Below are 21,756 nucleotides of genomic sequence, written 5' to 3' on the forward strand. Positions count from 1 at the left end.
CGGCTTTGCCGTCCGTCGATCGTGCGTGGTTCTCGTCGCGCCGCCTGTGGACGGATCGGCACGAGATCGGCACCCGTTCGCCCTTGACGAAAACCGGTGTCTGACACCGTTCATCCCCTCTCGCCCCCGACGCCGCGACGCAGGGCGGCCGTGGCGCGGTCGTCGATCACACCCCTCGACGCGTCGACCGCGACGCGATAGACGTCGCGGGCGCGCTCGACGCCCACCTTGCCCTCCATCACGTCCCGCAGCACGCGGTGCGGGTCGCGTTCCTCGGGAGGGCCGTAGCCGCCGCCGCCGCAGGTCCGGTAGCTCACGACGTCCCCGGCGAGGAGGTCGACGGTGCTCTTCGGATCGAGGTCTCGCTCCTCGCCGTCGCGGACGAGCACGAAGCGCGCGGTCGCGCCCGGGTGGCCGCCGAGGACGCCCCACGGGCCTTCCTTCGTCCGGTCGGCGAGCACCGTGAACGTCATCGGCCGGTCGAAGCGGTAGTCCTTCCGCAGACCGAGCCCACCGCGGAAGCGCCCCGCGCCGTCGGAGTCGTCGACGAGCGCCAGCCGGTCGATCCGCACCGGGTAGCCGAGCTCGGTCTCCTCGACGGGCGCGTTCTCGGTGTTCTGGCCGTGTGCCTGAACCGCGTCCGGGCCGTCGCTTCCCGCGCGGCCACCGTAGCCGCCGCCGAACGTCTCGAGGAAGCAGGTGTAGTTCCCCGTCGCCGGATCGACGCCTCCGAAGCCGGCATGGCACATCATCGCCTTCGTCCCCGCGGGCAGCCGGTCGGGCAGCGCAGGCAGGAGCGCACGGAAGATCACGTCGACGAGCCGCGTCTGCGTCTCCCAGCCTCCGACCACCGGCGACGGCCAGGTGCAGTTGACCACCGTGCCCCGCGGAGCGTCGACCCGGAGCAGGCGGTAGAAGCCGTCGTTGACCGGCAGGTCCGGGTCGACGAGGCACTTCAGCGCGTAGGCACACGCCGAGAACGTCTGCGCGAACGTCGAGTTGACCGGGGCGCGGCGCTGGCGGTCGCAGCCCTCGAGGTCGAAGGCGACGCCGTCGCCCGTGATCTCCACGCGTGCACGAAGGCGCACCGGGTCGGCGGAGTACCCGTCGGTGTCGACCTGGCCCTCGGCCTCGAACCGGCCGTGCGGCAGCGTGGCCAGCTCGGCCCGCGAGCGCCGCTCCGTGTACGCGAGCACCTCGCCCATCACGCCGACGACCGTCTCACGACCGTGCCGCGCGACGAGTGCCTGAACGCGCCGGGCGCCGGTCGCGTTGGCGGCAACCTGGGCGCGAAGGTCTCCCGCTGTCTCGTGCTTCGAGCGGATCTGCGCGAGCACCAGCGCGAACACGTCTTCGACGAGCTCACCGCGCTCCACGAGCTTCACGGGCGGGATGATCACGCCCTCCTGGAAGACCTCGCGGAACGCGCCGATCGACGCCGGCGCCCCTCCCCCGACGTCCACGTGGTGCGCCAGGTTCGCGACGTAGCCGATCAGCTCGCCGTCCGCGTGGACGGGGGACACGAGGGTGACGTCGTTCAGGTGCACGCCGCTCGGGTAGGGATCGTTGGTGACGACCACGTCCCCCGAGACGAGGTTCTCCGCGCCGTAGTCGAGCACCGCTCGCGGCACCTGCTCGACCATCGAACCGAGGTGCACGGGCTGGTTGAAACCCTGCGCGACGGCACGCAGCTCGGCGTCGAAGAACGCGCACGAGAAGTCCGCGCGCGTCTTGACGTTCGTCGAGTACGCGCTGCGGCGGAGCGCGAGCACCATCTCGTCGGTGGCCGCGACGAGGGCGTTCCGGACGACCTCGAACGTGATCGGGTCGAAGCTCACCGGTCCACCGACAGGTACGGGCCCTGGCTCGCGTGCCGCTCACGGGCGCGCGCGACCGCGTCGTCGTCGAGCTCGAAGCCGAGCCCCGGGCCCTCCGGCACGCGCACCGTGCCGCCGTCCTGGGCGAGCGGGGTCGTCACGAGCGGCTCCGCGAGAAGCTGGTGCATGACCTGGTTCCCGAGTGTGAGGTTCGGGATGCTCGAGAGCGCCTGGAGGGCCGCGAAGGTGGAGATCTCGCTCTCGACACAGGCGTGCCGGTTGACCGGGATCCCGTGCACCTCCGCCAGGTGGGCGAGCTGGCGCCAGCGCCAGAGCCCTCCCGCCTCGTGGCTCCCGACCACGATCGCGTCCGCCGCCTCCTGCTCCAGCACGTTGCGGAGCTCAGGGGCGGTGTGCACGGCCTGGTCGGCGGCGACCTTCACGTCGACCGACCGGCGGACGCGCGCCAGGCCCGCGACGTTGTCGGCGGCCACCGGCTGCTCCACCCAGTCGAGCGTGAACGCCTCGAGCGAGCGGATCGCGTCCACGGCGGCGGGGACATCCCACGCCTCGTTCGCGTCGACCCGCAGCAGGGGATCCGGCCCGATCGCGTCGCGAACGGCGCCGACGACCTCCACGTCCGCGCGTCCGGGCCGGCCGATCTTGACGTAGATCACGCGGTGGCCCGCCGCCGCGAGCGCGGCCGACTCCCGCGCGAGCTCCTCGGCGGTGTCGCCCTGCGGGAAGCCCATCACGTCGACGTCCTCGCGCACGCGGCCGCCGAGGAACGTCGAGGCGGGGACGCCGAGGCCCTTGCCGAGCGCGTCCCAGCACGCGACCTCGATCCCGGAGACGATCTGGAGCGAGAAGCGGGGGTGGAATCGCCAGCGGCCGTCCCGCCACAGGTCGCCGAGGATCGCCTCGACGTCGCCGGGGGAGCGGCCGACGAACGAGCGGGCGATCAGGCGGCCGTACGCCTCGACGGCGGCGGGATCCTCGCAGATCGACTCGCCGAAGCCGGTCACGCCCTCGTCCGTCTCCACCGCGAAGAGGACGAGGTTCGCCCCCCGCTGGACACCCGAGCGCCAGTGGAACGGCCGCTCGAACGGGATCGCGAGCGGCGTGGTCGTGACGGCGGTGATCCTCATGCGCGGTTTCCCGGCCCCCAGACGGACGTGAAGGAGCGGCCCGCGGCGAACCGTGAGCCGGACAGGCCCGCGATCTCGACTGGCGGCTCCGAGCCGGCAATCAGGTGCGCGAGCGATTCGCCGATCGTCGGACCGAGCTTGAAGCAGTGCCCCGAGCCGCCGAAGGCGGAGTAGTACCCCTCGACGGCCTCGGCTCCGACGATCGGATACCAGTCCTCGGTGATGTCGTAGACGCCGGAGTAGCCGGTCACGAAGGCGCCGCCGTAGCCCGGCTGCGAGAGGTTCGCTGCGAGCGCCGGCACCCGGCGGACGAGCCTCGGCACCATGCGGTCCAGGTGCTCGGCATCTGTGCCGTCGTCGTAGCGCTCGGGATCGGCGGGCTCAACAGCCTTGGGCCAGCCTTCGCCGACGAGCACCTTGTCGCCCCCGACCGAGCGGAAGTACAGCCGCTGGGTGGAGTCGGACATCACCGGGAGCCCGCGAAAGCCCTCCGGGGCCTCGAAGATCGCCTCGTGCTCACGGCTCCAGGTGAGCGGATACTCGATGCCGACCATGCGCCCGATCGTGTTCCCCCAGGGCCCCGTCGCGTTCACGACGACGCCGGTCGCTATCTCCCCGTCCCCGGTGACCACACCCGTGACCCGTCCGCTCGACACGGAGATGCCGAGAACCTCGCAGCCCTCGCGCACCTCGAGCCCGAGCCGGGCGGCGGACCCGGCCAGCGCCTCGACGGTCCGCACCGGGTCGGCATATCCGGACGTCTCCTCGTAGCACGCGAGCTCGACTCCGTCGAGCGAAAGCTCCGGCCAGCGCTCGACTACCTCGTCGGGGTCGACGAGCGCCGTCTCGACTCCCAGACGTTGCTGGAGCGGGACGACGTCTCGGATCGCCTGCGCCTCCTCGGCGGTCGCCAGCACCATGTAGCCGTCGCGGACGAAGCCCACCTCGCCGCCGAGATCCTCCTCGGCGTTCCCGAACATCGCCGCCGCCCGCACCGCGAGTCGGATCGCGACCTCGTTCGTGTAGTGCTGCCGGACGTGGGCCGCCGAGTACTGGGTGGATCCGCCCGCGAGGCGGCGCTTCTCGACGAGCACGACGTCGCCGTAGCCGAGCTTCGTCAGGAAGTGGGCGACGCTCACGCCCATGATCCCACCGCCGATCACGACCGCATCCGCCCTCGCGATCATCCGGTCTCCTCCCGCCGGGTCCGGGCTCTCAGATTCGCCGTCGCCGTGCGATCGAGCACCCCGTCCTCGTCGACCACCACCCCGTAGCGCTCGCGCGCAGCGGGCACGCTGACCTTGTCGTTCGCGACGTCGGCGGCGACGAGCTCGGGCTCGCGCTCGAGCGGATCGCCGAAGCCGCCGCCTCCCGCGATCCGGTGGACGTACGTGTCCCCCGCCTGGATCGTGGTGGAGAACATCGCGGGCAGTACCTCCTCCGTCCCGTCGGGACGCACGAGCACGTTCTCCGAGGGCGCCCCGGGCAGGCCTCCCGCGAGCCCGTACGGCGGGTGCACGGCGCGGTCGGAGCGGACGATCAGCGACGTGTCGCTCGTCAGGCAGCGCCACGCGCGCTCGACCGCGAGCCCGCCTCTGCGGCGCCCCGGCCCGCCGGAGTCGGGAACGAGGCCGTAGCGCTCCACCACGATCGGGAACTCCGATTCCCCGACCTCGACCGGGATGTTGGCCGCGAGGCTCGCGGGGTTCGTGACGCCGTCGTTGCCGTCGTCGCCGGGCGTCGCGCCCCAGGTTCCCACGACGAGCTCGTAGAAGACGAACCGGCCGCCCTCCGGCCGCTCGGCGCCGAAGATCGCGAGCGTGTTGCCGCCCTCCCCCGCCGCCGGCACCCGGTCGGGGACGAGCTGCGCCAGCGCGCCGTTGACGGCGTCGAGCACCCGAAAGCCCGTGACGCCACGCATCGACGACGCGCCGGGCAGCGTCACCTCGCAGACCGTGCCCGGCTTCGTCAGCACGTGGATCGGCCGGAAGGCGCCCGACGTGTTCGGCACGTCGGCCTCGAGCGCGCAGCGGACGGCCTGGTAGACGCAGGCCTGGACGAACGAGCGCGTCGAGTTGAGCGAGCCTCGCACCATCGGCGCCGACTCGCGCAGGTCGGCGGTGATCTCGTCGCCCGAGATCGTGACGGTGGCGGTGATCGGTACGTCGACCGCGTCGATCCCGTCGGAGCCGAGGTAGTCCGTGAACGTCGCGGTCCCGTCGGGCCAGGACGCGATCTCGGCCCGGACGACGCGCTCGGTGTGATCCACCAGCTCGGCCGCCAGCGCCGCGAGGCCCTCGCGCCCGTGCCGCTCGGCCAGCGCCACGAGCGCGCGCTCGGCGACAGCGCACGCCGCGACCTGCGCGCCCAGGTCGCCGAGCGTCATCCGCGGGATGCGGACATTCGCCTCGACGATCTTGAAGACGTCCTCCACGGGCTTGCCTCCCGCGTACAGCCGGAGCCACGGCAGCCGGATCCCCTCCTGGAAGATCTCGGTGTTGTCGCAGGCGCTCGAGCCGGGGAGGCGGCCCCCGACGTCGCCGTGGTGAGCCGTCGTCGTCGTGAACCCGATCAGCTCGCCTTCGTGGTAGACGGGCTTGAACAGGAACATGTCCTGCAGATGGATCCCGCCGTCGAACGGGTCGTTCATCAGGAACACGTCGCCCGGCTCCATCCGGCCGTCGTAGTGCTCCAGGAGGCGCTCGATCGCAGCGGGCAGCGAGCCGAGGTGGAACGGCACGGTGACCGCCTGCGCGACGGTCTCGCCGCGTGCGTCGAGGATCGCGGCCGAGAAGTCCATCCCGTCGCGGACGACGGTCGAGTGCGCCGTGCGGAAGATCGTCGTCGCCATCTCGTCTGCGATCGACGCGAGCGCGTTCGCGACGATCTGCAGGGTGACGGGATCGACCCGCTGCTCCGTCGACGCGCTCACCGCCGCTCCAGGATCAGGCTCGCTGTTGCCTCGTCCCGGCGCACCGACCAGCCCGGGGGGACGACGACCGTCGTGTCGTACTCGTCGACGAGCAGCGGCCCCGGCTGGGGCGAGGTGTCGACGGACGACCGCGGCCGGACCGGCGCCTCGAGCGGGTCACCCTCGACGTGGATCACCCTGCTCGCAAAGCGCTCACCCGTCGTCTCGCCGACCGGGGTGAACCCGTCGGCACGCGGGGCGTCCCCCAGAGCAGCGAGGCGGAGTGCGCGAAGCTCGACGGGCGACCCGGCCTGCCCGCGGACACCGTAGAGGCGCTCGTGCTCGTCCTCGAACCGGGCGCGGAGCGCCACGAGGTCGAGCGGCTCATGTGTCGAATCACCACGACCGTTGTCCGTGAGGGGCACCTCCACCTCCCAGCTCTGGCCGCCGTAGCGTAGGTCGGCGGTCGCGGCCCACTCGGTGGGGACGCCGGGAAACGACGCCACGAGCCCCGCCCGCAGCTCGGCGAGAAGGGCCGCGACGCGGGCCGGGTCGACCGTGTCCACGTCGAGGTGGCACGTCCGCACGTCGTGGAACTCGGGCCGCGCGAACAGCAGCCCGACCGCGCTGAAGAGCCCCGCGACGGCCGGCACGACGACCGTGCGCACGCCGAGGTCGTCCGCCAGGCCCGCCGCGTGCACGGGGCCGGAGCCGCCGTACGCCACGAGCGCGAACTCCCTCGGATCGCGTCCCTTCTCCGACGACACCGACCGCAGCGCACGGGTCATCCGCGCGTTCGCGATGCGATGGATGCCGCCGGCCGCCTCGAGCAGGCCGAGCCCGAGCGGGGCCGCGATGCGTTCGAGGGCGGCTGCCGCGAGCTGCGGGGAGAGGACGATCTGCCCGTCCGCGACCGAGCCCGGTGGAAGGAGGCCGAGCGCGACGTCGGCGTCGGTCACCGTCGGCTCCTCGCCGCCGCGTCCGTAGCACGCCGGTCCCGGGTCCGCGCCCGCGCTGCGCGGGCCGACCTGCAGCCCGCCGCCCGCGTCGAGCCAGGCGAGACTGCCGCCGCCGGCCCCGACCTCGGCGATGTCGATCGTCGGGATGCGCAGCAGCTCGCCGGAGCCGCGGATCAGCCGGCTGCCCGCGGAGAGCGAGCCTCCGACCTCGTACTCGCGGGCGCGCGAGACCGCGCCTCCCTCGACGAGCGAGGCCTTGGCCGTCGTCCCGCCCATGTCGAACGCGATCACATCCTCGAGCCCGAGTCGTCGCGCGAGCCCCGCGGCGGCGACGACCCCCGCGGCCGGGCCCGACTCGAGCGCCAGCACCGGGCGCGCGCGCGCGTCGTCCGACGTCATCACACCGCCCGAGCTCTGCATGATCGAGAGAGGGGCCTTCTCGAGCCCGAGCTCGTCGAGCCCCGTGCGGATCCGGTCGATGTACGACGACATCAGCGGCCGTACGTATGCGTTGACGACGGTGGTCGCGCTTCGCTCGTACTCGCGCTGGTCGCGAAGGATGTCGCTCGACAGCGAGAGCGTGACCCCCGGGAGCTCCTCGCCGAGCACCCGCCCGAGCGCTTGCTCGTGCCCGGGGTGGGCGTAGGAATGGAGCAGGCAGACCGCGATCGACTCGATGCCCGCGTCGCGCAGCCGGCCGGCGAGGGCCCGCGCCTCGCCCTCGTCGAGCGCCCGGAGCACGGTCCCGTCGGCCAGCACGCGCTCGTCGATCTCGAACCGGAGCCGCCGCTCGACGAGCGGCGCGGGCTTGCGCCAGAAGAGGTCGTACATGTGCGGGACGCGCAGGCGCCGGAGCTCGAGCACGTCGCGGAAGCCCTTCGTCGTCACGAGCGCCGTGAGGCTGCCGAGCCGCTCGAGGACGGCGTTCGTCGCGACGGTCGTGCCGTGCACGACCTCGCTCGGCGGACGGGACGCGCTCCCGGTCAGGTCGCCGACCGCACGGACGACGGCCACGTCGTAGTCGGGGGGCGTCGAGAGCAGCTTGCGGACGACGGCCCGCCCGTCGGAGGTGTGGAGGATCACGTCGGTGAAGGTCCCGCCGACGTCGACGCCGACCCGAGACGAGGCCGATCGAGCCTCCACGACCCCTCCCGCGTCCTTCGCAATTTGAAATTTCATATTGCGTCGGGGCCGAGCCTAGACCAAACTGAAGCCCGATGGAAGAGATGGCGGTGATCCCCTCCCTGCGGGAACGCGAGTCGGTCGAGCAGCGCGTCGCGCAGACGCTCCGCCGGCTGATCGTCAGCGGGCAGCTCCCCGAGGGGACGCCGCTCGTCCATCGCGACCTGGCCCAGCGCCTCGGCGTCTCGCCGACGCCGGTGCGGGTCGCCCTCACCCAGCTCGAGCGCGAAGGGCTCGTCGAGGTCGGCCCGACCGGCCGGGCGTCGGTGAGCCGCGTCAGCCGCGAGGACTTCGAGGAGATCTACGCTGCTCGCTCCGGGCTCGAAGGGCTCGCGGCACGCGTCGGCGCAGTCGCGCTCACCGACGCGCACATCGCGACCATGCGCCGACTCCTCACCGAGTTGCGCCGGCTCGCCCGCGCCCGGGACGTCGACGAGTACCTCGAGAAGCGATGGGAGCTCTACGCCACCTGCTATCGGGCCAGCGGCCGCAAGCGCCTCGTCGACGAGGTCGAACGGCTCTTCAGGCGCTCCGAGCGGTACAACCGCCTCGTGCTCTCCACCCCCGAGCGCTTCCGGGAGTCCGTCGCGCGCTACGCGACGTTCCTCGAGGCGTGCGAGGCTCGAGACCCCGTCGCGGCAGAGCAGGCCGTGCAGGCGAGCATCGGGTGGGCAGTCGACCGCGTCGGCCCACTTCTGCGGTCGGAGACGGAGAGCGCATGACGGTCCTCGAGCTCCGCGACGCGCTCGTCGAGGCGCTCGGCGACCCGGGGAGGGTCTCCGACGGCGAGTCCGAGCGCGACCTCCACGCGGGGGACATCACGTTCCACCGGCCACGCCGGCCGGACGTCGTCGTCTACGCGACCACGACCGAGGATGTCTCCGCCGTTCTCGCGCTGGCCGACGAGCGCCGGATCGCCGTGACGCCGTTCGGCGCGGGATCGAGCCTCGAGGGTCACGTGATCCCGGTCGAGGGCGGGATCTCGCTCGACCTGACCCGCATGGACCGCGTCCTCGACGTCTCCCCGGCCGACCTCACCGCGACGGTGCAGGCCGGGGTCACGCGGAGCGCGCTGGAGCGCGCGACGGCGGAGCACGGCCTCTTCTTCCCCGTCGACCCCGGGGCAGACGCGACGCTCGGCGGGATGGCGGCGACCAACGCAGCCGGGACGACGACCGTGCGGTACGGGAAGATCCGGGCGAACGTGCTCGCGCTCGAGGCGGTGCTCGCCGGCGGCCGCGTCGTCCGCGCCGGGAGCCGCGCGCCCAAGACCTCGGCCGGGTACGACCTGCTCGGCCTGCTGATCGGCTCCGAGGGCACGCTCGGCGTGATCACCGAGCTGACCGTGCGCCTGCACGGGATCCCCGAGCACGCGGTCGTGCTCCGGCTCGCGTTCCCCGACGTCGAGGCGGCCTGCCGCGCGGCGACGACCACCGTCGCGGCGGGGACGGGCGTCACGCGGGTCGAGCTGCTCGACGCCTGGACGATCCGGGCGATCAACGCCCACCAGGGGACCGGGCTCCCCGTCGGCCCGTCGCTCTACGTCGAGGCGACGGGGAGCGAGGCGACGGTTGCCTCCGACCTGGAGCTCGTGCGCGAGATCGCTCTGTCCGAGGGGGCGACCGACGTCGTCTCGGAGCGCGACCCCACCGCGCGCACCCGGCTGTGGGCCGCCCGCCACTCCTCCGCCTACGCGGCCGCGGCCGCGGCACCGGGGAAGCAGTCCCGCTCGACGGACATCTGCGTGCCGCTCTCCGAGCTCGCCGGGGCCGTCTCGTTCGCACGCGAGGAGCTCGAGCGTCGGGGCCTGGTGGCGGGCATCGTCGGCCACGCGGGGGACGGCAACGTCCACCTCTCGCTCCACGTCGACCCCGACGACGCCGACGAGGTCCGCTCGTCCGACGAGCTGATCGAGCTGCTCGTGACGGACGCCCTCGCCCGGGGAGGCACGTGCACCGGCGAGCACGGGATCGGGCTCGGCAAGGTGCACGCGCTGGAGCAGGAGCACGGCGACCTCGTCCCGCTGATGCGGGGCATCAAGCAGGTCTTCGACCCGAACGGGATCATGAACCCCGGCAAGGTGCTGCCGCATCTAGACGTGAGCCTCGGGGACTGACTCCGCCGGGGTCTGCTCCCTGCGACGCTCGCGGGCCTCGGCGCCGTCGCGGGAGGCGGCCCCCTTCGTGGACGGGCCCCATGACTGCACGACCACCGCGCCGACCACCACGAGCCCGCCGATCAGCGTCGCCGTCGTCGGACGTTCCTCGTAGGCCAGCCAGACCCAGAGCGGCCCGAGGACGATCTCGAGCAGCGAGATCACGGCGACCTGGGCCGGGGGGATCAGGCGCGCGCCGATCGTCAGGAGCGCGAGGCCGAGGCCCATCTGGCCGACCCCCAGCGCGGCGAGAATCGCCCAGTCGCCCCGGCTCACGGAGCCGAACGCGGCGAAAGGGGCGCACGCGAGCACGACGAGAACCTGCGACGTGGCCGTGGCCGGCATCATCGACACCTCGCGTCGGTGGCGTGCGATCACGATCACCACCGCGAACGACGCGGTCATCACGAACGGGAGCAGCACAGCCGCGACCCCCGCGTCGAACGAGCCCGCCGCCATCAGGAGGACACCCACACCCGCGAGGGCGAGCGCGATCGCGGTCCTCCGGTCGACCTTCTCCGAGAGGAAGACCCAGCCGAGGAGAGCGGCGATCATGGGCGCTGCCGCCTGCATGAAGAGGACGTTCGCGACCGTCGTGTAGTTCAGCGCGAGCAGGAACGTGCCCGACGAGATCGCGAGGAAGACCGCCATCGCGAGCCCCCACCGCCCCATCGAGTGGAAGGCACGAACGGTGCCGCGCCGCTCCGTCGCGAGGACGAGCGCGAACAGTGCGATCGCCGCGAAGACGGAGCGCCCCGCGACCTGCGTCGCGGGGTCGGCGTCGAGCTCGCGCTGGGCCAGCCCCGCCGTCGACCATGCGACGGCGGCGCCCAGGATCGCGAGCTGCCCCTCGCGGGACCGGCGCCGCTCCAGCCCCGACGTGCCCTTCACGCCGGCCAGTCAATCACGGGGGTCGGGGCCAGGCCGGAGGCTCCCGGCCGCCCCGACGGTCAGTCGCGCGGTTTCTCCCGACCGGCTCCGGGGTATCCCCGGGCCATGCACATCTTCACCAAGCGAAACGCGTTGATCGGATGGGTCGCCACCCGGATCGCACGCAAGCGCCTCGAGCGGCGGTTGAACGCACTGGCCGGGCACCGCGGAGGCCGGCGGCGTCGATTCGCCGTGAGGGCCGGGTTGGCAGCGGGCCTTGCCGTCGTCGCCGGTGCCTTCGTCGTGCGACGGGCGACGGGCGACGGCAACACGCAGACCGCCTGACAATCTCGAAAACGGAGGACGGAATGGGGATCATCGGCTGGATCGTGCTCGGCCTGCTCGCAGGGATCGTCGCGAAGAAGATCGTGCCGGGCGGAGAGAGTCTCGGCGTGATCATGACCACGATTCTCGGCATCGGCGGCGCAATGCTCGGCGGCCTGCTGGCGTGGGCCCTCGGCGTGGGTGACCCGATCGACGAGTTCTTCGACCTGAGCACCTGGGCGGCAGCGATCATCGGTGCCGTCGCGATCCTGTGGGTCGCGTCCATGCTCGCCGGACGCCGGCGCGGCGGCGTGCTCACCTGAGCGAATGACTGCCGGTGCCCGACCTCCGTCGGGCACCGGCGCCTACCTCCCCGGACGGCCGCACGCAGGCGTGCACCGCAGGCGCCGTCCCGTCCGCCCCGGCGCCGGAGAGCCTTCAGCGGCGCGCGGCGGCGGCGAGCCCTGCGCCGACACCGACGAACACGGCGCCGAGGCCGACCGTCAGCTCGGCGAGCCGCTGCGCGAGGTACGCCTCCATGAGGGCCGTCTGCAACGCCGTCGACTGGATCCAGAGCGCGTGCTCCGGGTTCTCGCGCGGCGCCCCGGTCAACAGGTCCTTGGCCGCCGACTCCCGATCGTCCGTCGGGTGCCCCTCGGCGTCCACGTACGCCGCGGTCTCGCCGTAGGTCTTGCCGCCGGTCGACGCGAGCGTGTTGTCCCTGATCACCTCGGCCATCGACCGCGCGGCCGCCGCATCGGCGACGGGCGCGCCGCCGGGAGTCGCGTCCGACGTGCTCTTGATCCGCTCGCGCTCCAGCCCGTGCCTCACGTCGCGTCGAGCCCAGATTCCGACGCCGATCAGCCACAGGCCGGCGGCGAGAGTCGAGACCCCCGCCGCCCTCGTCGTCAACGGTCCGTTGCCGTCGGCCACACTCACAGTCCAGCGCCCGCGCGGGTCGCCTGCATCGGGGAAATCCCGTAATCGCGCACGTTGCCGTCGCCGTCGTTTTCGGCATCGCGCAAGACGGGTAGCCCACGGCATGGCCACGCACGCCGGCTCCGGGGAGTCGCTCGTGAGGCGGGCGATGCCGATCTACCTCGGCCTCCTGTTCGCCCTCCTCACTGCCGTCGGGATCCTCCTGCTCTTCTGGCTGCGGCACGTGCTGCTCATCCTGTTCGTGAGCATGCTCTTCGCGGCCACGCTCAGCGGTCCCAGCGAATGGCTCCACGACCGGCTCCGCGTGCCGCGCGGGCTCGCGGCGGCGCTCATCTACCTCGTCTCGTTCGGCGTGCTGATCGGGGTGGGGTGGCTCGTCGTGCCTCCGCTCCTCGGACAGGTGGCCGAGTTCGCGGACAGGGCACCCGAGTACGCCGACCGGTTCGAGGGCGTCAAGGAGGCGTACGCCGAGCTCCGCAACGACTACCCGGCCCTGCCGCCCTTCGAGGAGCAGATGTCGCGGCTGGGGAACGTGATCCTCGAGCGCGCCGGGGAGCGCGCGACCGCGCTGCCCGGCAACCTCTTCTCGATCCTCCTCGACCTCGTGAGCGTGTTCGTCATCTCGCTGCTGCTCGTGACCAGCCGCGCGAGGATCCGCCGCTTCATCCTCTCCCTCGTCTCCGTGGATCATCGGGGCAGAGTCGCCATGGTGCTCGACCGCAGCTGGGAGCGGATGGGCGTCTACCTGCGCGCGAAGCTCATCGTGATGGCGATCGTGGGGTCGCTCACGTACGCCTCGCTCCTCGCGATCGGCGTGCCCTTCGCGGTCCCGCTCGCGCTGGTCGTCGCGTTCGGCGAGCTCATCCCCCGCATCGGCCCGTGGCTCGCGCGCGTCCCGCTTCTCTCGATCGCGGCGCTCGAGGGGCCGCGTGCCCTGATCCTCACCTTCGTCGCCTCGATCGTGATCCAGAACGCCAAGGGGTACGTGATCTCGCCGGTCGTCGAGGGCGACCAGCTCGACATCCACCCGCTCCTGGTGTTCCTCGGCGTCCTCGTGGGCGCGTCACTCGCCGGGCCTGCCGGCGCGTTCGTCGCGGTCCCCGCGGTGGCGGTCCTCGACATCGTGATCCGCGAGGTGGTGGTGCCGTGGCGGCACGAGCAGCTGTCACGGGACGAGGAGGAGGCGGGGCGTGTCGGGCGGGACGCTCGGGCGCGAGCCGGGCCACCTGCCGCAGCACGCTGACCGCGGACGACGGCACGCCACGCGCGACACATCCCCACCCTCTCGGCGTACTACAGTCGACGCGAGATGTTCGAGCGGATCGTCTGCGGGGTCGACGGATCGCCCGAGAGCGTCGAGGCCGTGCGCCAGGCCGACGTGCTGCTCGAGGCAGGCGGGAGGCTGGTGCTGGTCGCCGCCGTCGACCTGACCGACGCGATCCACTTCCAGATCGCCAGAACCCCGGTTCACGCCGCGCGGCGCGCGCTGGAGGAAGTGGAGGAGCTCGACCGGGGAGCGTCGGGCGCGCTCGAGCACGCCCGGACCGGGGTGACCCACGCCGCCGACGTCGCGGTGCTCGAGGTGTCCGGCGCCCCGGCCACCAGCCTGCTCGAGACCGCGGCCACCCAGGCGGCGGGCGTCGTCGCGGTCGGCACGCACGGCGTCGGCCGGATGGCGGGCATCGTCCTGGGCAGCGTCGCGACGCTCGTGCTCCACCGGGCCCCCTGCTCGGTGCTGGTCGCCCGAGCGCCCTCGTCCGGCACGTGGGCGCCGCGGTCGATACTCGTCGGGGTCGACGGCTCGCCCGAGGCCGACGCTGCGCTCGAGGCGGCGCGCGCGCTGGAGGCGCGATTCGAGGCCACGCTCACGGTCCTGACCGTCGACCACCGCCGGCCGGCGCGAGCGCTCGTCGAGGCTGCGAGCGGACTCGACCTGCTCGTGGTCGGCAGCCGCGGGCTGCACGGTGCCCGCGCGCTCGGAAGCGTCTCGGAGCAGGTCGCGCACGAGGCGCCCTGCTCGGTCCTCGTCACCCGCGAGCCACGAGGGGTCGATCCGTCCCACGGCCCGGGATGAAGTCGTCCGAGGTCATGACGAGCCCCCCGATTGCGACGAAGACGCCGCCGGAAGCGATCAGGACGATTCCAAGCGTTGGCTGCGCGAGCGCGAAGAAGTCGCGCGCGAACGGGACGAGCAGCACTGCGACATAGAGGCCCGCGAGCACGAGGCACAGGGTCACGACCGCCGCGCCGCGGAGCGTGCCCGACCCCTCGAGCGCGAGGATGAGGTACCAGCCAACCACCACCATCACGGTGGTCGCGACCGTCCGCGCCTCGATCAACTCGAGGTCGAACACCTCGAGCGCGGCCAGGTAGCTCGACAGGACGCCGAAGCCGACGGCGGCTCCGGCGGGCGCCGCGAACTGGAAGACACCGCGCAGGAAGCCGCGAAGGGTGAACGGCCCCGTGCTCGGCGCCAGCGCGAGGAAGAAGCCGGGGATGCCCACCGCGAGTGACGCCCCCAGGGTCAGATGCCGCGGGAGCAGCGGATACGCCGTCGGCGTGATCCCGATCGAGAGGATCAGGAACGCCGCGAACGCGGCCTTCGCGACGAACAGCTTCGTCACCCGCTGCAGGTTCCGGAGGATCCGCCGGCCCTCGGCGACGAGCGAAGGAACTGCCTCGAAGTCGCTCTCGACGAGCACCAGGTCGGCGACGCTGCGCGCCATCTGCACACCGCTCCCCTGCGCGATCGCGAGCCGGGCGGCCTTCAGGCCCGGCACGTCGTTGACGCCGTCGCCGACCATCGCGACGTAGTGCCCGTCGTCACGGAGCGCCTCGATCACGCGGCGCTTGCCGTCTGGCGAGATGCGGCCGATCACGTTCCGCTCCCGCAGGAGCGCCTGCAGCTCGACCGCGTCTGCGGGAAGCTCCCGGCCGTCGAGCGCGCCCTCGCCAACGGGGATACCGACGTCCGCTGCGATCGCGGCGACGGTCTCGGGACGGTCGCCCGAGAGCACCTTGAGCCTCACACCTTCAGAGCGGAAGAACTCGACCGTCTCCACCGCGTGGGGCCGCAGCCGCTCGGCGAGGACGACCAGCGCGACGGGCTCGAGGCGCGAGGGGAGCACGCGCTCCGTTGGGCCGTCCGCGAGCCGCTCGGTCGTCCGCGCGAACGCCAGGACACGTCTACCCGCCCGGGACTCCTCCTCGGCGCGGGCCACGAGGTCGCCGAGCGGCAGGATCTCCGGCGCGCCCAGGACATAGGACGTCCCGTCGAGACGCAGGGCGCTCCAGCGCCGGCGCGACGAGAACGAGACCTCCTGCTCGGGAGAGCGCGACTCCCCGGGAAGCCCGGCGGCGATCGCGCGCAGCGTCGTGTTCCTCACGCCGGCGCTCGCTGCGAACATCGCCAGCGCCTTGCCCGGGTCCGGGTCGGCGCCGGCCGGAACGACCTCCACCACCCGCAGGTCGGCCTCGGTCAGCGTCCCTGTCTTGTCCAAACAGACAACATCGACCGAGGCGAGCGACTCGAGCGCGTTCAGCTGCTGGGTCAGAGCGCCCCGGCGCGCCATGCGTATCGCCGCGACGGCGAACGTCAGGCTGACGAGCAGAATCAGGCCCTCGGGCACGAGCGTCACGACCGCTGCGACAGCGGTCGTGACCGCGTCGGAGACCGGCTCCTGCCGCTCCCAGAGCGCGTAGCCCAGGAGCGCGCCGAGCGGGATCATCGCGGCCACGAGAAGGTAGAGGAGACGGTTCATCGCCCGCTCGAGCGGCGAGCGCGGATGCCGGAACGTGCGAGCCTCGCCGGTGACGCGTGCGGCGTAGCTCGCGTCTCCCACCGCGGTCACGGTGTAGCGGCCGGTGCCCTCGGCGACGAACGCCCCCGAACGCAGCTCGTCTCCGGGCACACGGGCGACGGGGTCGGACTCACCGGTCAGGATCGACTCGTCGAGGAGGAGGCTTTCGCTCGTCTCGAGGTGGCCGTCCGCGACCAGCTGGTCGCCGGGCTGCAGCACGACGAGGTCCCCGACGACCACGTCCCCGCGGGGCAGGTTGACGGGCTCGCCGTCACGCAGCACGGTCGCGGTGGGGACGACGAGGGCCGACAGGCGGTCGAGCGCACGCTTCGCCCGCACCTCCTGCACGATCCCGATCGACGAGTTCGAGACGAGGACGCCGAGGAAGAGCGCGTCCTGCCAGGACCCGAAGGAGAGCATCAGGACGCCGAACACGGCCAGGATCAGGTTGAAGACCGTGAAGACGTTGGCCCGGACGATGCTCGCGTAGGAGCGGCTCGACCTCGGGGGCGCGAGCGGGCCGCGCTCGGCCAGCCGCCGCGCGGCCTCCTCCGCCGTCAGCCCCGTGGCGGCCGTCGATGCTTCCGGGTGCTCGACGGCGGTCATCGCCGTCAAGGATCTCAGGCGGAGGCGAGGTACTTCGCCGGGTTCCGTGCGAACCGGCCCCGGCAGCCGGGGCAGCAGAACCAGTAGGTCGATCCCTCGTGCTCGGCCGAGGGCGTGTCGGCGCCCACCGCGACCGTCATCCCGCACACCGGGTCGACAGCCTCGACCGGCAGCTCGCCGAGCGGCCCGCGGTCGTGGTGCCACGCGACCAGCTCCGCGAGCACGGCTACCGCGATCTCCGGCTGGGTCAGCGGGCCGAGATCGAGCCCGGCCGGGCTCCGCACCCGTGCGAGCGTCGCCTCGTCGAGCCCTCGGTCTCGCAGGGCGGCGAGCTCGACGCCCGCCCGCCTGGCGCTCGCCACCAGCCCGACGTAGCCGGCAGGCGTGGCGAGGGCGGCGTCGAGCGCCTCGGTGTCGCCCCGGCCCATCGTCGCGACGACGATCGCCTCGGCTCCGGCGCCGAGGTCCGCGGTCACCCTCCAGCCGATCGCGGCGGCCAGCTCACGCAGGGTCACGGCCGCCGGGCTGTCCCCGACGACCGCGAGCAGGGGCTGCGGCAACTGCGGTTCGATCAGCACCTCGACCGTCCCCTCGGATGCGCAGGAGCTCTCCGCCACGACCACGCCCTCCTCTCCCTCGGAGCTGCCGGGCGGGCAGATCCGGAGCAGGCGCGTGGTGCCCTCCGCGAGCGCGTGGAGAGCCTCGCGCACGACCGCCGGCTCGGAGCAGGCGCCCCCGACCCAGCCGACCAGCCGACCGTCCGCCGTCACGATGCCGCGGTCGCCGCGCCGGGCCGAGGCCGGTCGCCTGACGGAGACGACCGTCGCGAGCGCGAACGGCGTGCCCTCCGCGGCGAGCCGTCCCGCCTCGACGAGCACCGTCCCGCGATCCGCTCCCGGGCGCGGGTCGCTCACTCCGCGATGCCCGCCTCGCTCATCGCCTCCCACACCTTGTCCGGCGTGAGCGGCATGTCGATGTTCCGCACCCCCGCATGCCAGAGCGCGTCGATCACCGCGTTCACGTACGCCGCGGGCGACCCCACCGTGGCCGACTCGCCGACGCCCTTCGCGCCGAGAGGGTGGTGCGGCGATGGCGTCGTGAGCTCGCCGAGGTCGAACTCCGGCGTCTCCCAAGCGGTCGGGATCAGGTAGTCCGTGAAGTTCGAGCCGATGCAGTTGCCGTCCTCGTCGAAGTCGATCTTCTGCATCGCGGCCGTCGCGTACCCCTCCGTGAGGCCGCCCATGATCTGCCCCGCGACGATCATCGGGTTGATCCGCACGCCGCAGTCGTCCACCGCGACGACCTTCAGCGGCTTCCACTGGCCCGTCCCGCGGTCGACCTCCACAACGACGAGGTACGTGCCGAACGGAAAGGTCATGTTCGGCGGGTCGTAGTAGGTGACGCCCTCCAGGCCCGGCTCCATGCCGTCGGGGAGATCCGTGTACGCGGCGAAGGCGACGTCCTGGATGGTCTTCGACCGCTCCGGGGAGCCCTTCACGAAGAAGCGGCCGGCGTCGAACTCGATGTCGTCGGCGGAGGCCTCCAGCAGGTGCGCGGCGATCTCCCTCCCCTTGTCGCGCAGCTTGCGCGCGATGACCGTCGTCGCCGCGCCCGCCACCGGCGTGGAGCGGCTCGCGTAGGTGCCGAGACCGTACGGCGTGTTGTCGGTGTCGCCCTCCTGCACCTCGATGTCCTCGGTCGGGATCCCGAGCTCCTGCGCGACGATCTGGCCGAAGGTCGTCTCGTGTCCCTGGCCCTGCGACTTGACGCCGAGCTTGAGGATCGCCTTCCCGGTCGGGTGCACCCTCAGCTCGGCCGAGTCGAACATCCTCAGGCCGGCGATGTCGTACTCCTTGCCGTGCCCCGCCCCGACCACCTCGGTGAACGACGCGATCCCGATGCCGAGCAGCCGCCCCTGGGCCCTGGCCTCCACCTGCTCGCGGCGCAGCTCCTCGTAGCCGAGCTTCTCGAGCGCGATCCGCATCGCCTCGGGGTAGTTGCCGGAGTCGTAGACGAACCCGGTCGCAGAGTGGTACGGGAACTGCTCCGGCTGGATGAAGTTGTCGAGCCGGAACCGCGTGGGGTCGACGCCCAGCTCGTGGGCGGCGTTGTCGACGAGTCGCTCGATCAGGTACGAGGCCTCGGTGACGCGGAACGAGCAGCGGTACGCGACGCCGCCGGGCGCCTTGTTCGTGTACCACCCGTCGGCGACGACGTGCGCCGCCGGGATGTCGTACGAGCCGGTGACGATGTGGAACAGCCCCGCGCGGAACTTCGTCGGCTGCGCGTCCGCGTAGAAGGCGCCCTGGTCGGAGAGAAGCGACGCTCGCAGCCCGGTCATCCTGCCGCCCTTCACCGCCAGCTCGCCGCGCATGTGGTAGTCGCGTGCGAAGCCGGTCGAGATCAGGTTCCCGGTGCGGTCCTCGACCCACTTCACCGGACGGCCGATCAGGAGCGACGCCGCCGTCGCCACGACGTACCCGGGGTAGATCGGCACCTTGTTGCCGAAGCCGCCGCCGAGGTCGGGGCTGATGATCCGTATCGACTGCTCCGGCAGCCCCGCCACGATCGCGAACAGCGTCCGGTGTGCGTGCGGCGCCTGCGACGTGAGGTAGATCGTCGCCTTGCCGGTCGCCGGGTCGACGTCGGCGATGCAGCCGCAGCACTCGAGCGGCGCCGGATGCGAGCGCGGATAGAAGGTGTCCAGGCTGACGACATGATCGGCCTCGGCGAAGGCATGGTCGGTCGCGTCCTTGTCGCCGGCCTCCCAGTGGTAGACGTGGTTGGAGTCCTGCCCCTCCTTCTCGTCGCGGATCAGGGGCGCATCGCTCGACGAGGACTGCTGCGGGCTGGTGACCGCGGACAGTGGCTCGTACTCCACCTCGATCAGCTCGAGTGCGTCCTTCGCGACGTACGCCGACTCGGCGATCACGCACGCGACCTCCTGCCCCTGGTAGCGCACCTTGTCGGTGACGAGCACGGCCTGCGTGTCGCCCGACAGCGTCGGCATCCAGGCGAGGTTGTGCTGCGCCATCAGCTCGCCCGTCACGACGGCGACGACGCCCGGCAGCGCCTCGGCGGCGGAGGTGTCGATCGAGCCCAGGCGCGCGTGGGCGTACGGGCTGCGGAGGATCTCCATGTGGAGCATCCCGGGAAGGGTGATGTCGTCGAAGTACTGGCCCCTGCCGCGGAGGAAGCGCGCGTCCTCCTTGCGCCTGACGGAGTGGCCGACGCCGCGGACCTCGTGCGTTGCCGACATCGCCTACGCCTCCCTCATGGTCGTGGCCGCGCTCTGCACGGCGTGGACGATGTTCTGGTAGCCCGTGCACCGGCAGATCTGCCCGGAGAGCGCCCAGCGGATCTCCTCGTCCGTCGGGCTCGGGTTCGCCTCGAGGAGCGCGACCGAGGTGAGCATCATCCCCGGCGTGCAGAACCCGCACTGCAGGCCGTGCTCCTCGTGGAACGCCTGCTGCACGGGGTGCAGCTGGCCGCCCTGCGCGAGCCCCTCGACGGTGGTGATCTCGTTGCCCGTCGCCTGGACTGCGAGCATCGTGCAGGACTTCACCGGCGTCCCGTCGACGAGCACGGCGCACGCGCCGCAGCTCGTGGTGTCGCAGCCGAGGTGCGTCCCGGTGAGCCCGAGGGTCTGACGGAGGAAGTGCACGAGCAGGAGGCGCGCCTCGACCTCGGCCTCGCGCGCCTGGCCGTTGACCGTGACCTCGACCGGGTGGAGCCCGGGGGTGGTGGTTGATTCGAGCTGGGTCATGTCCGTCACTCCTGGCCGGCCTGCGCGGCCGAGATCGCAGTGCGAAGGCCGCGCTCGCAGAAGACGCGCACGACGTTCCTCTTGTATTCCGCGCTTCCCCGGTGGTCGGATTGCGGGTCCGCCGCCGCGGCGGCGAGCGAGGCCGCTTCCCGGATCGCCGCCTCGCCCGGCTCGCTGCCCCGCAAGGCGTCCTCGGCGGCTGCCGCGCGCAGGTTGGTCGCGCCGACGCCTGTCAGCGCGATCCCTGCCTCGCGGACGTGCCCGTTCTCGAGCGTCACCTGCACCGCGACGGCCGCAGTCGCGTAGTCGCCGACCCTGCGCTCGAGCTTCAGGTAGGTACCGCCCGTCCGTGGCCCCGGGTCGGGCACGCGTACCTCGGTGATCACTTCGTCGGGGGCGAGCGTCGTCATGAACGGGCCGACCGCGAGCTCCTCGACCGGGATCGTCCGCTCACCGCTCGGGCCGCGCGCCACGACGGTCGCACGGGCGGCGATCATCGCCGAGCCCCAGTCGCCCTGCGGATCGGCGTGCGCGAGCGATCCGCAGATCGTGCCGCGGTTGCGGACGAGCGGGTCGGAGACGAGGGGCGCGGTGCTGCCGAGCAGGCCGTATCTGCTCGCGAGCAGCGGCGAGCGCTCCGCATCCGCATGCCGCACGAGAGCCCCGATCCGCAGCTCTCCGGCCTCCTCCTCGATGCCGTCCAGTCCCGGGACGCCGTTGATGTCGACGACGGTGTCGACGGAGGCGATCCGGAGCTTGAGCACCGGGATCAGGCTCTGGCCGCCGGCCATCACCTTCGCCCCCTCGTGCTCGCCGAGAGCCGCAACCACCTCCTCGACCGACGACGGTGCGAGGTAGTCGAAGCGCGGCGGGTACACCGTTCCCTCCTCTCCTGGGGGACGCCAACGAGTGGACGTTCGAGCATACGACACTCGTGCCCGCCCGGATGTCTCCGACCAGTCGGCGCGAGGGCCAGAGCCTCGCGCGCGCTCAGCCCGGCGGCGACGGAAGGCGCGCCGCCCGGCTCACTCGCGCCGGAAGCCGTAGCGGTCGAACTCGGGCGCGATCGCGGACGCGGCCTCGGGGGCCGGGACGATCTTCGTGGGGTCGTCGGGCGCGACGACGAGGCCCACGACCTCGTGCCCGCCGTCCTCCCCGTCCACCAGCGCCCAGGCGACCACCCGCGCGCTCTCCGCGTCCTCCTCGTACTCGCCGCGGTACAGCGCGTGCCACCCGGCCACGGCGGGGACGAGGGAGTGGATCGTCGGCGCCATGCGGT

Annotated in this window: 19 protein-coding genes; 6 read left to right on the plus strand and 13 right to left on the minus strand. The window is 72.5% G+C overall.

The window, feature by feature from the left end:
* Positions 1–110 precede the first annotated feature (110 nt).
* Genes VFO26_RS17265 through VFO26_RS17285 form a run of 5 tightly spaced genes read right to left on the minus strand, consistent with a single transcriptional unit; the run spans position 111 to position 7,978 of the window.
* Positions 111–1,838 (minus strand): hydantoinase B/oxoprolinase family protein, encoded by a 1,728-nt coding sequence (locus tag VFO26_RS17265; RefSeq protein ID WP_325116324.1) that lies wholly within the window; start codon positions 1,836–1,838, stop codon positions 111–113.
* A complete protein-coding gene (locus tag VFO26_RS17270) occupies positions 1,835–2,965 on the minus strand; it encodes a mandelate racemase/muconate lactonizing enzyme family protein (RefSeq protein ID WP_325116325.1) in 1,131 nt (376 codons plus the stop codon). Before VFO26_RS17270 ends, VFO26_RS17265 begins: the two co-directional genes overlap by 4 nt.
* The gene (locus VFO26_RS17275; protein WP_325116326.1) at positions 2,962–4,152 is read right to left on the minus strand and encodes an FAD-binding oxidoreductase; all 1,191 of its coding nucleotides are present in this window, start codon (positions 4,150–4,152) and stop codon (positions 2,962–2,964) included. Before VFO26_RS17275 ends, VFO26_RS17270 begins: the two co-directional genes overlap by 4 nt.
* A complete protein-coding gene (locus tag VFO26_RS17280; protein ID WP_325116327.1) occupies positions 4,149–5,897 on the minus strand; it encodes a hydantoinase B/oxoprolinase family protein in 1,749 nt (582 codons plus the stop codon). Before VFO26_RS17280 ends, VFO26_RS17275 begins: the two co-directional genes overlap by 4 nt.
* The gene (locus VFO26_RS17285) at positions 5,894–7,978 is read right to left on the minus strand and encodes a hydantoinase/oxoprolinase family protein (protein WP_325116328.1); all 2,085 of its coding nucleotides are present in this window, start codon (positions 7,976–7,978) and stop codon (positions 5,894–5,896) included. Before VFO26_RS17285 ends, VFO26_RS17280 begins: the two co-directional genes overlap by 4 nt.
* A 74-nt stretch (positions 7,979–8,052) precedes the next feature.
* Here VFO26_RS17285 and VFO26_RS17290 point away from each other — a divergent pair, with 74 nt between their 5' ends.
* Positions 8,053–8,739: a GntR family transcriptional regulator gene (locus VFO26_RS17290; RefSeq protein WP_325116329.1), complete on the plus strand. Its 687-nt coding sequence runs from the start codon at positions 8,053–8,055 to the stop codon at positions 8,737–8,739.
* Entirely contained in the window at positions 8,736–10,133 is a 1,398-nt protein-coding gene (locus tag VFO26_RS17295) for an FAD-binding oxidoreductase (RefSeq protein ID WP_325116330.1), read from the plus strand. Before VFO26_RS17290 ends, VFO26_RS17295 begins: the two co-directional genes overlap by 4 nt.
* Here VFO26_RS17295 and VFO26_RS17300 read toward each other — a convergent pair.
* Positions 10,110–11,063, minus strand: a complete 954-nt coding sequence (locus tag VFO26_RS17300) for a DMT family transporter (RefSeq protein ID WP_325116331.1) — start codon at positions 11,061–11,063, stop codon at positions 10,110–10,112. The genes VFO26_RS17295 and VFO26_RS17300 overlap by 24 nt on opposite strands.
* 105 nt (positions 11,064–11,168) lie before the next feature.
* Between VFO26_RS17300 and VFO26_RS17305 the strand changes: the two genes are divergently transcribed.
* Together VFO26_RS17305 and VFO26_RS17310 are read left to right on the plus strand one after the other, a co-directional pair.
* Entirely contained in the window at positions 11,169–11,387 is a 219-nt protein-coding gene (locus tag VFO26_RS17305) for a hypothetical protein (RefSeq protein ID WP_325116332.1), read from the plus strand.
* Positions 11,388–11,410: 23 nt separating this feature from the next.
* Positions 11,411–11,689: a GlsB/YeaQ/YmgE family stress response membrane protein gene (locus tag VFO26_RS17310; protein ID WP_325116333.1), complete on the plus strand. Its 279-nt coding sequence runs from the start codon at positions 11,411–11,413 to the stop codon at positions 11,687–11,689.
* 115 nt (positions 11,690–11,804) lie between these two features.
* Here VFO26_RS17310 and VFO26_RS17315 read toward each other — a convergent pair whose 3' ends face one another.
* Positions 11,805–12,299, minus strand: a complete 495-nt coding sequence (locus tag VFO26_RS17315) for a hypothetical protein (RefSeq protein ID WP_325116334.1) — start codon at positions 12,297–12,299, stop codon at positions 11,805–11,807.
* 109 nt (positions 12,300–12,408) lie between these two features.
* On the opposite strand from VFO26_RS17315, the gene VFO26_RS17320 reads away from it, so the two are divergent.
* Complete coding sequence (locus VFO26_RS17320) at positions 12,409–13,548, plus strand: AI-2E family transporter (protein ID WP_325116335.1); 1,140 nt, start codon at positions 12,409–12,411, stop codon at positions 13,546–13,548.
* Between the two features lie 66 nt (positions 13,549–13,614).
* Positions 13,615–14,379, plus strand: coding sequence for a universal stress protein (locus VFO26_RS17325; RefSeq protein WP_325116336.1), 765 nt, complete (start codon positions 13,615–13,617; stop codon positions 14,377–14,379).
* Here VFO26_RS17325 and VFO26_RS17330 read toward each other — a convergent pair.
* From VFO26_RS17330 to VFO26_RS17355, 6 genes are all read right to left on the minus strand, one after another.
* Positions 14,333–16,711 carry an HAD-IC family P-type ATPase gene (locus VFO26_RS17330; RefSeq protein ID WP_325116337.1) on the minus strand — a complete coding sequence of 793 codons (2,379 nt, stop codon included), beginning with the start codon at positions 16,709–16,711 and terminating at the stop codon, positions 14,333–14,335. The genes VFO26_RS17325 and VFO26_RS17330 overlap by 47 nt on opposite strands.
* A 14-nt stretch (positions 16,712–16,725) precedes the next feature.
* Complete coding sequence (locus VFO26_RS17335; protein ID WP_325116338.1) at positions 16,726–17,625, minus strand: XdhC family protein; 900 nt, start codon at positions 17,623–17,625, stop codon at positions 16,726–16,728.
* Entirely contained in the window at positions 17,622–19,970 is a 2,349-nt protein-coding gene (locus VFO26_RS17340) for an aerobic carbon-monoxide dehydrogenase large subunit (RefSeq protein WP_325116339.1), read from the minus strand. The genes VFO26_RS17335 and VFO26_RS17340 overlap by 4 nt, the downstream gene beginning before the upstream one ends.
* 3 nt (positions 19,971–19,973) lie before the next feature.
* Positions 19,974–20,477 carry a (2Fe-2S)-binding protein gene (locus tag VFO26_RS17345; protein WP_325116340.1) on the minus strand — a complete coding sequence of 168 codons (504 nt, stop codon included), beginning with the start codon at positions 20,475–20,477 and terminating at the stop codon, positions 19,974–19,976.
* 5 nt (positions 20,478–20,482) lie between these two features.
* On the minus strand, positions 20,483–21,355 hold the full coding sequence (locus tag VFO26_RS17350; RefSeq protein ID WP_325116341.1) for a xanthine dehydrogenase family protein subunit M: 873 nt from the start codon (positions 21,353–21,355) through the stop codon (positions 20,483–20,485).
* Between the two features lie 147 nt (positions 21,356–21,502).
* On the minus strand, positions 21,503–21,751 hold the full coding sequence (locus VFO26_RS17355; protein WP_325116342.1) for a hypothetical protein: 249 nt from the start codon (positions 21,749–21,751) through the stop codon (positions 21,503–21,505).
* Positions 21,752–21,756: the final 5 nt, after the last annotated feature.

Origin of the sequence: Gaiella sp. (assembly GCF_035710885.1) — a bacterium.
Classification (GTDB): domain Bacteria; phylum Actinomycetota; class Thermoleophilia; order Gaiellales; family Gaiellaceae; genus Gaiella.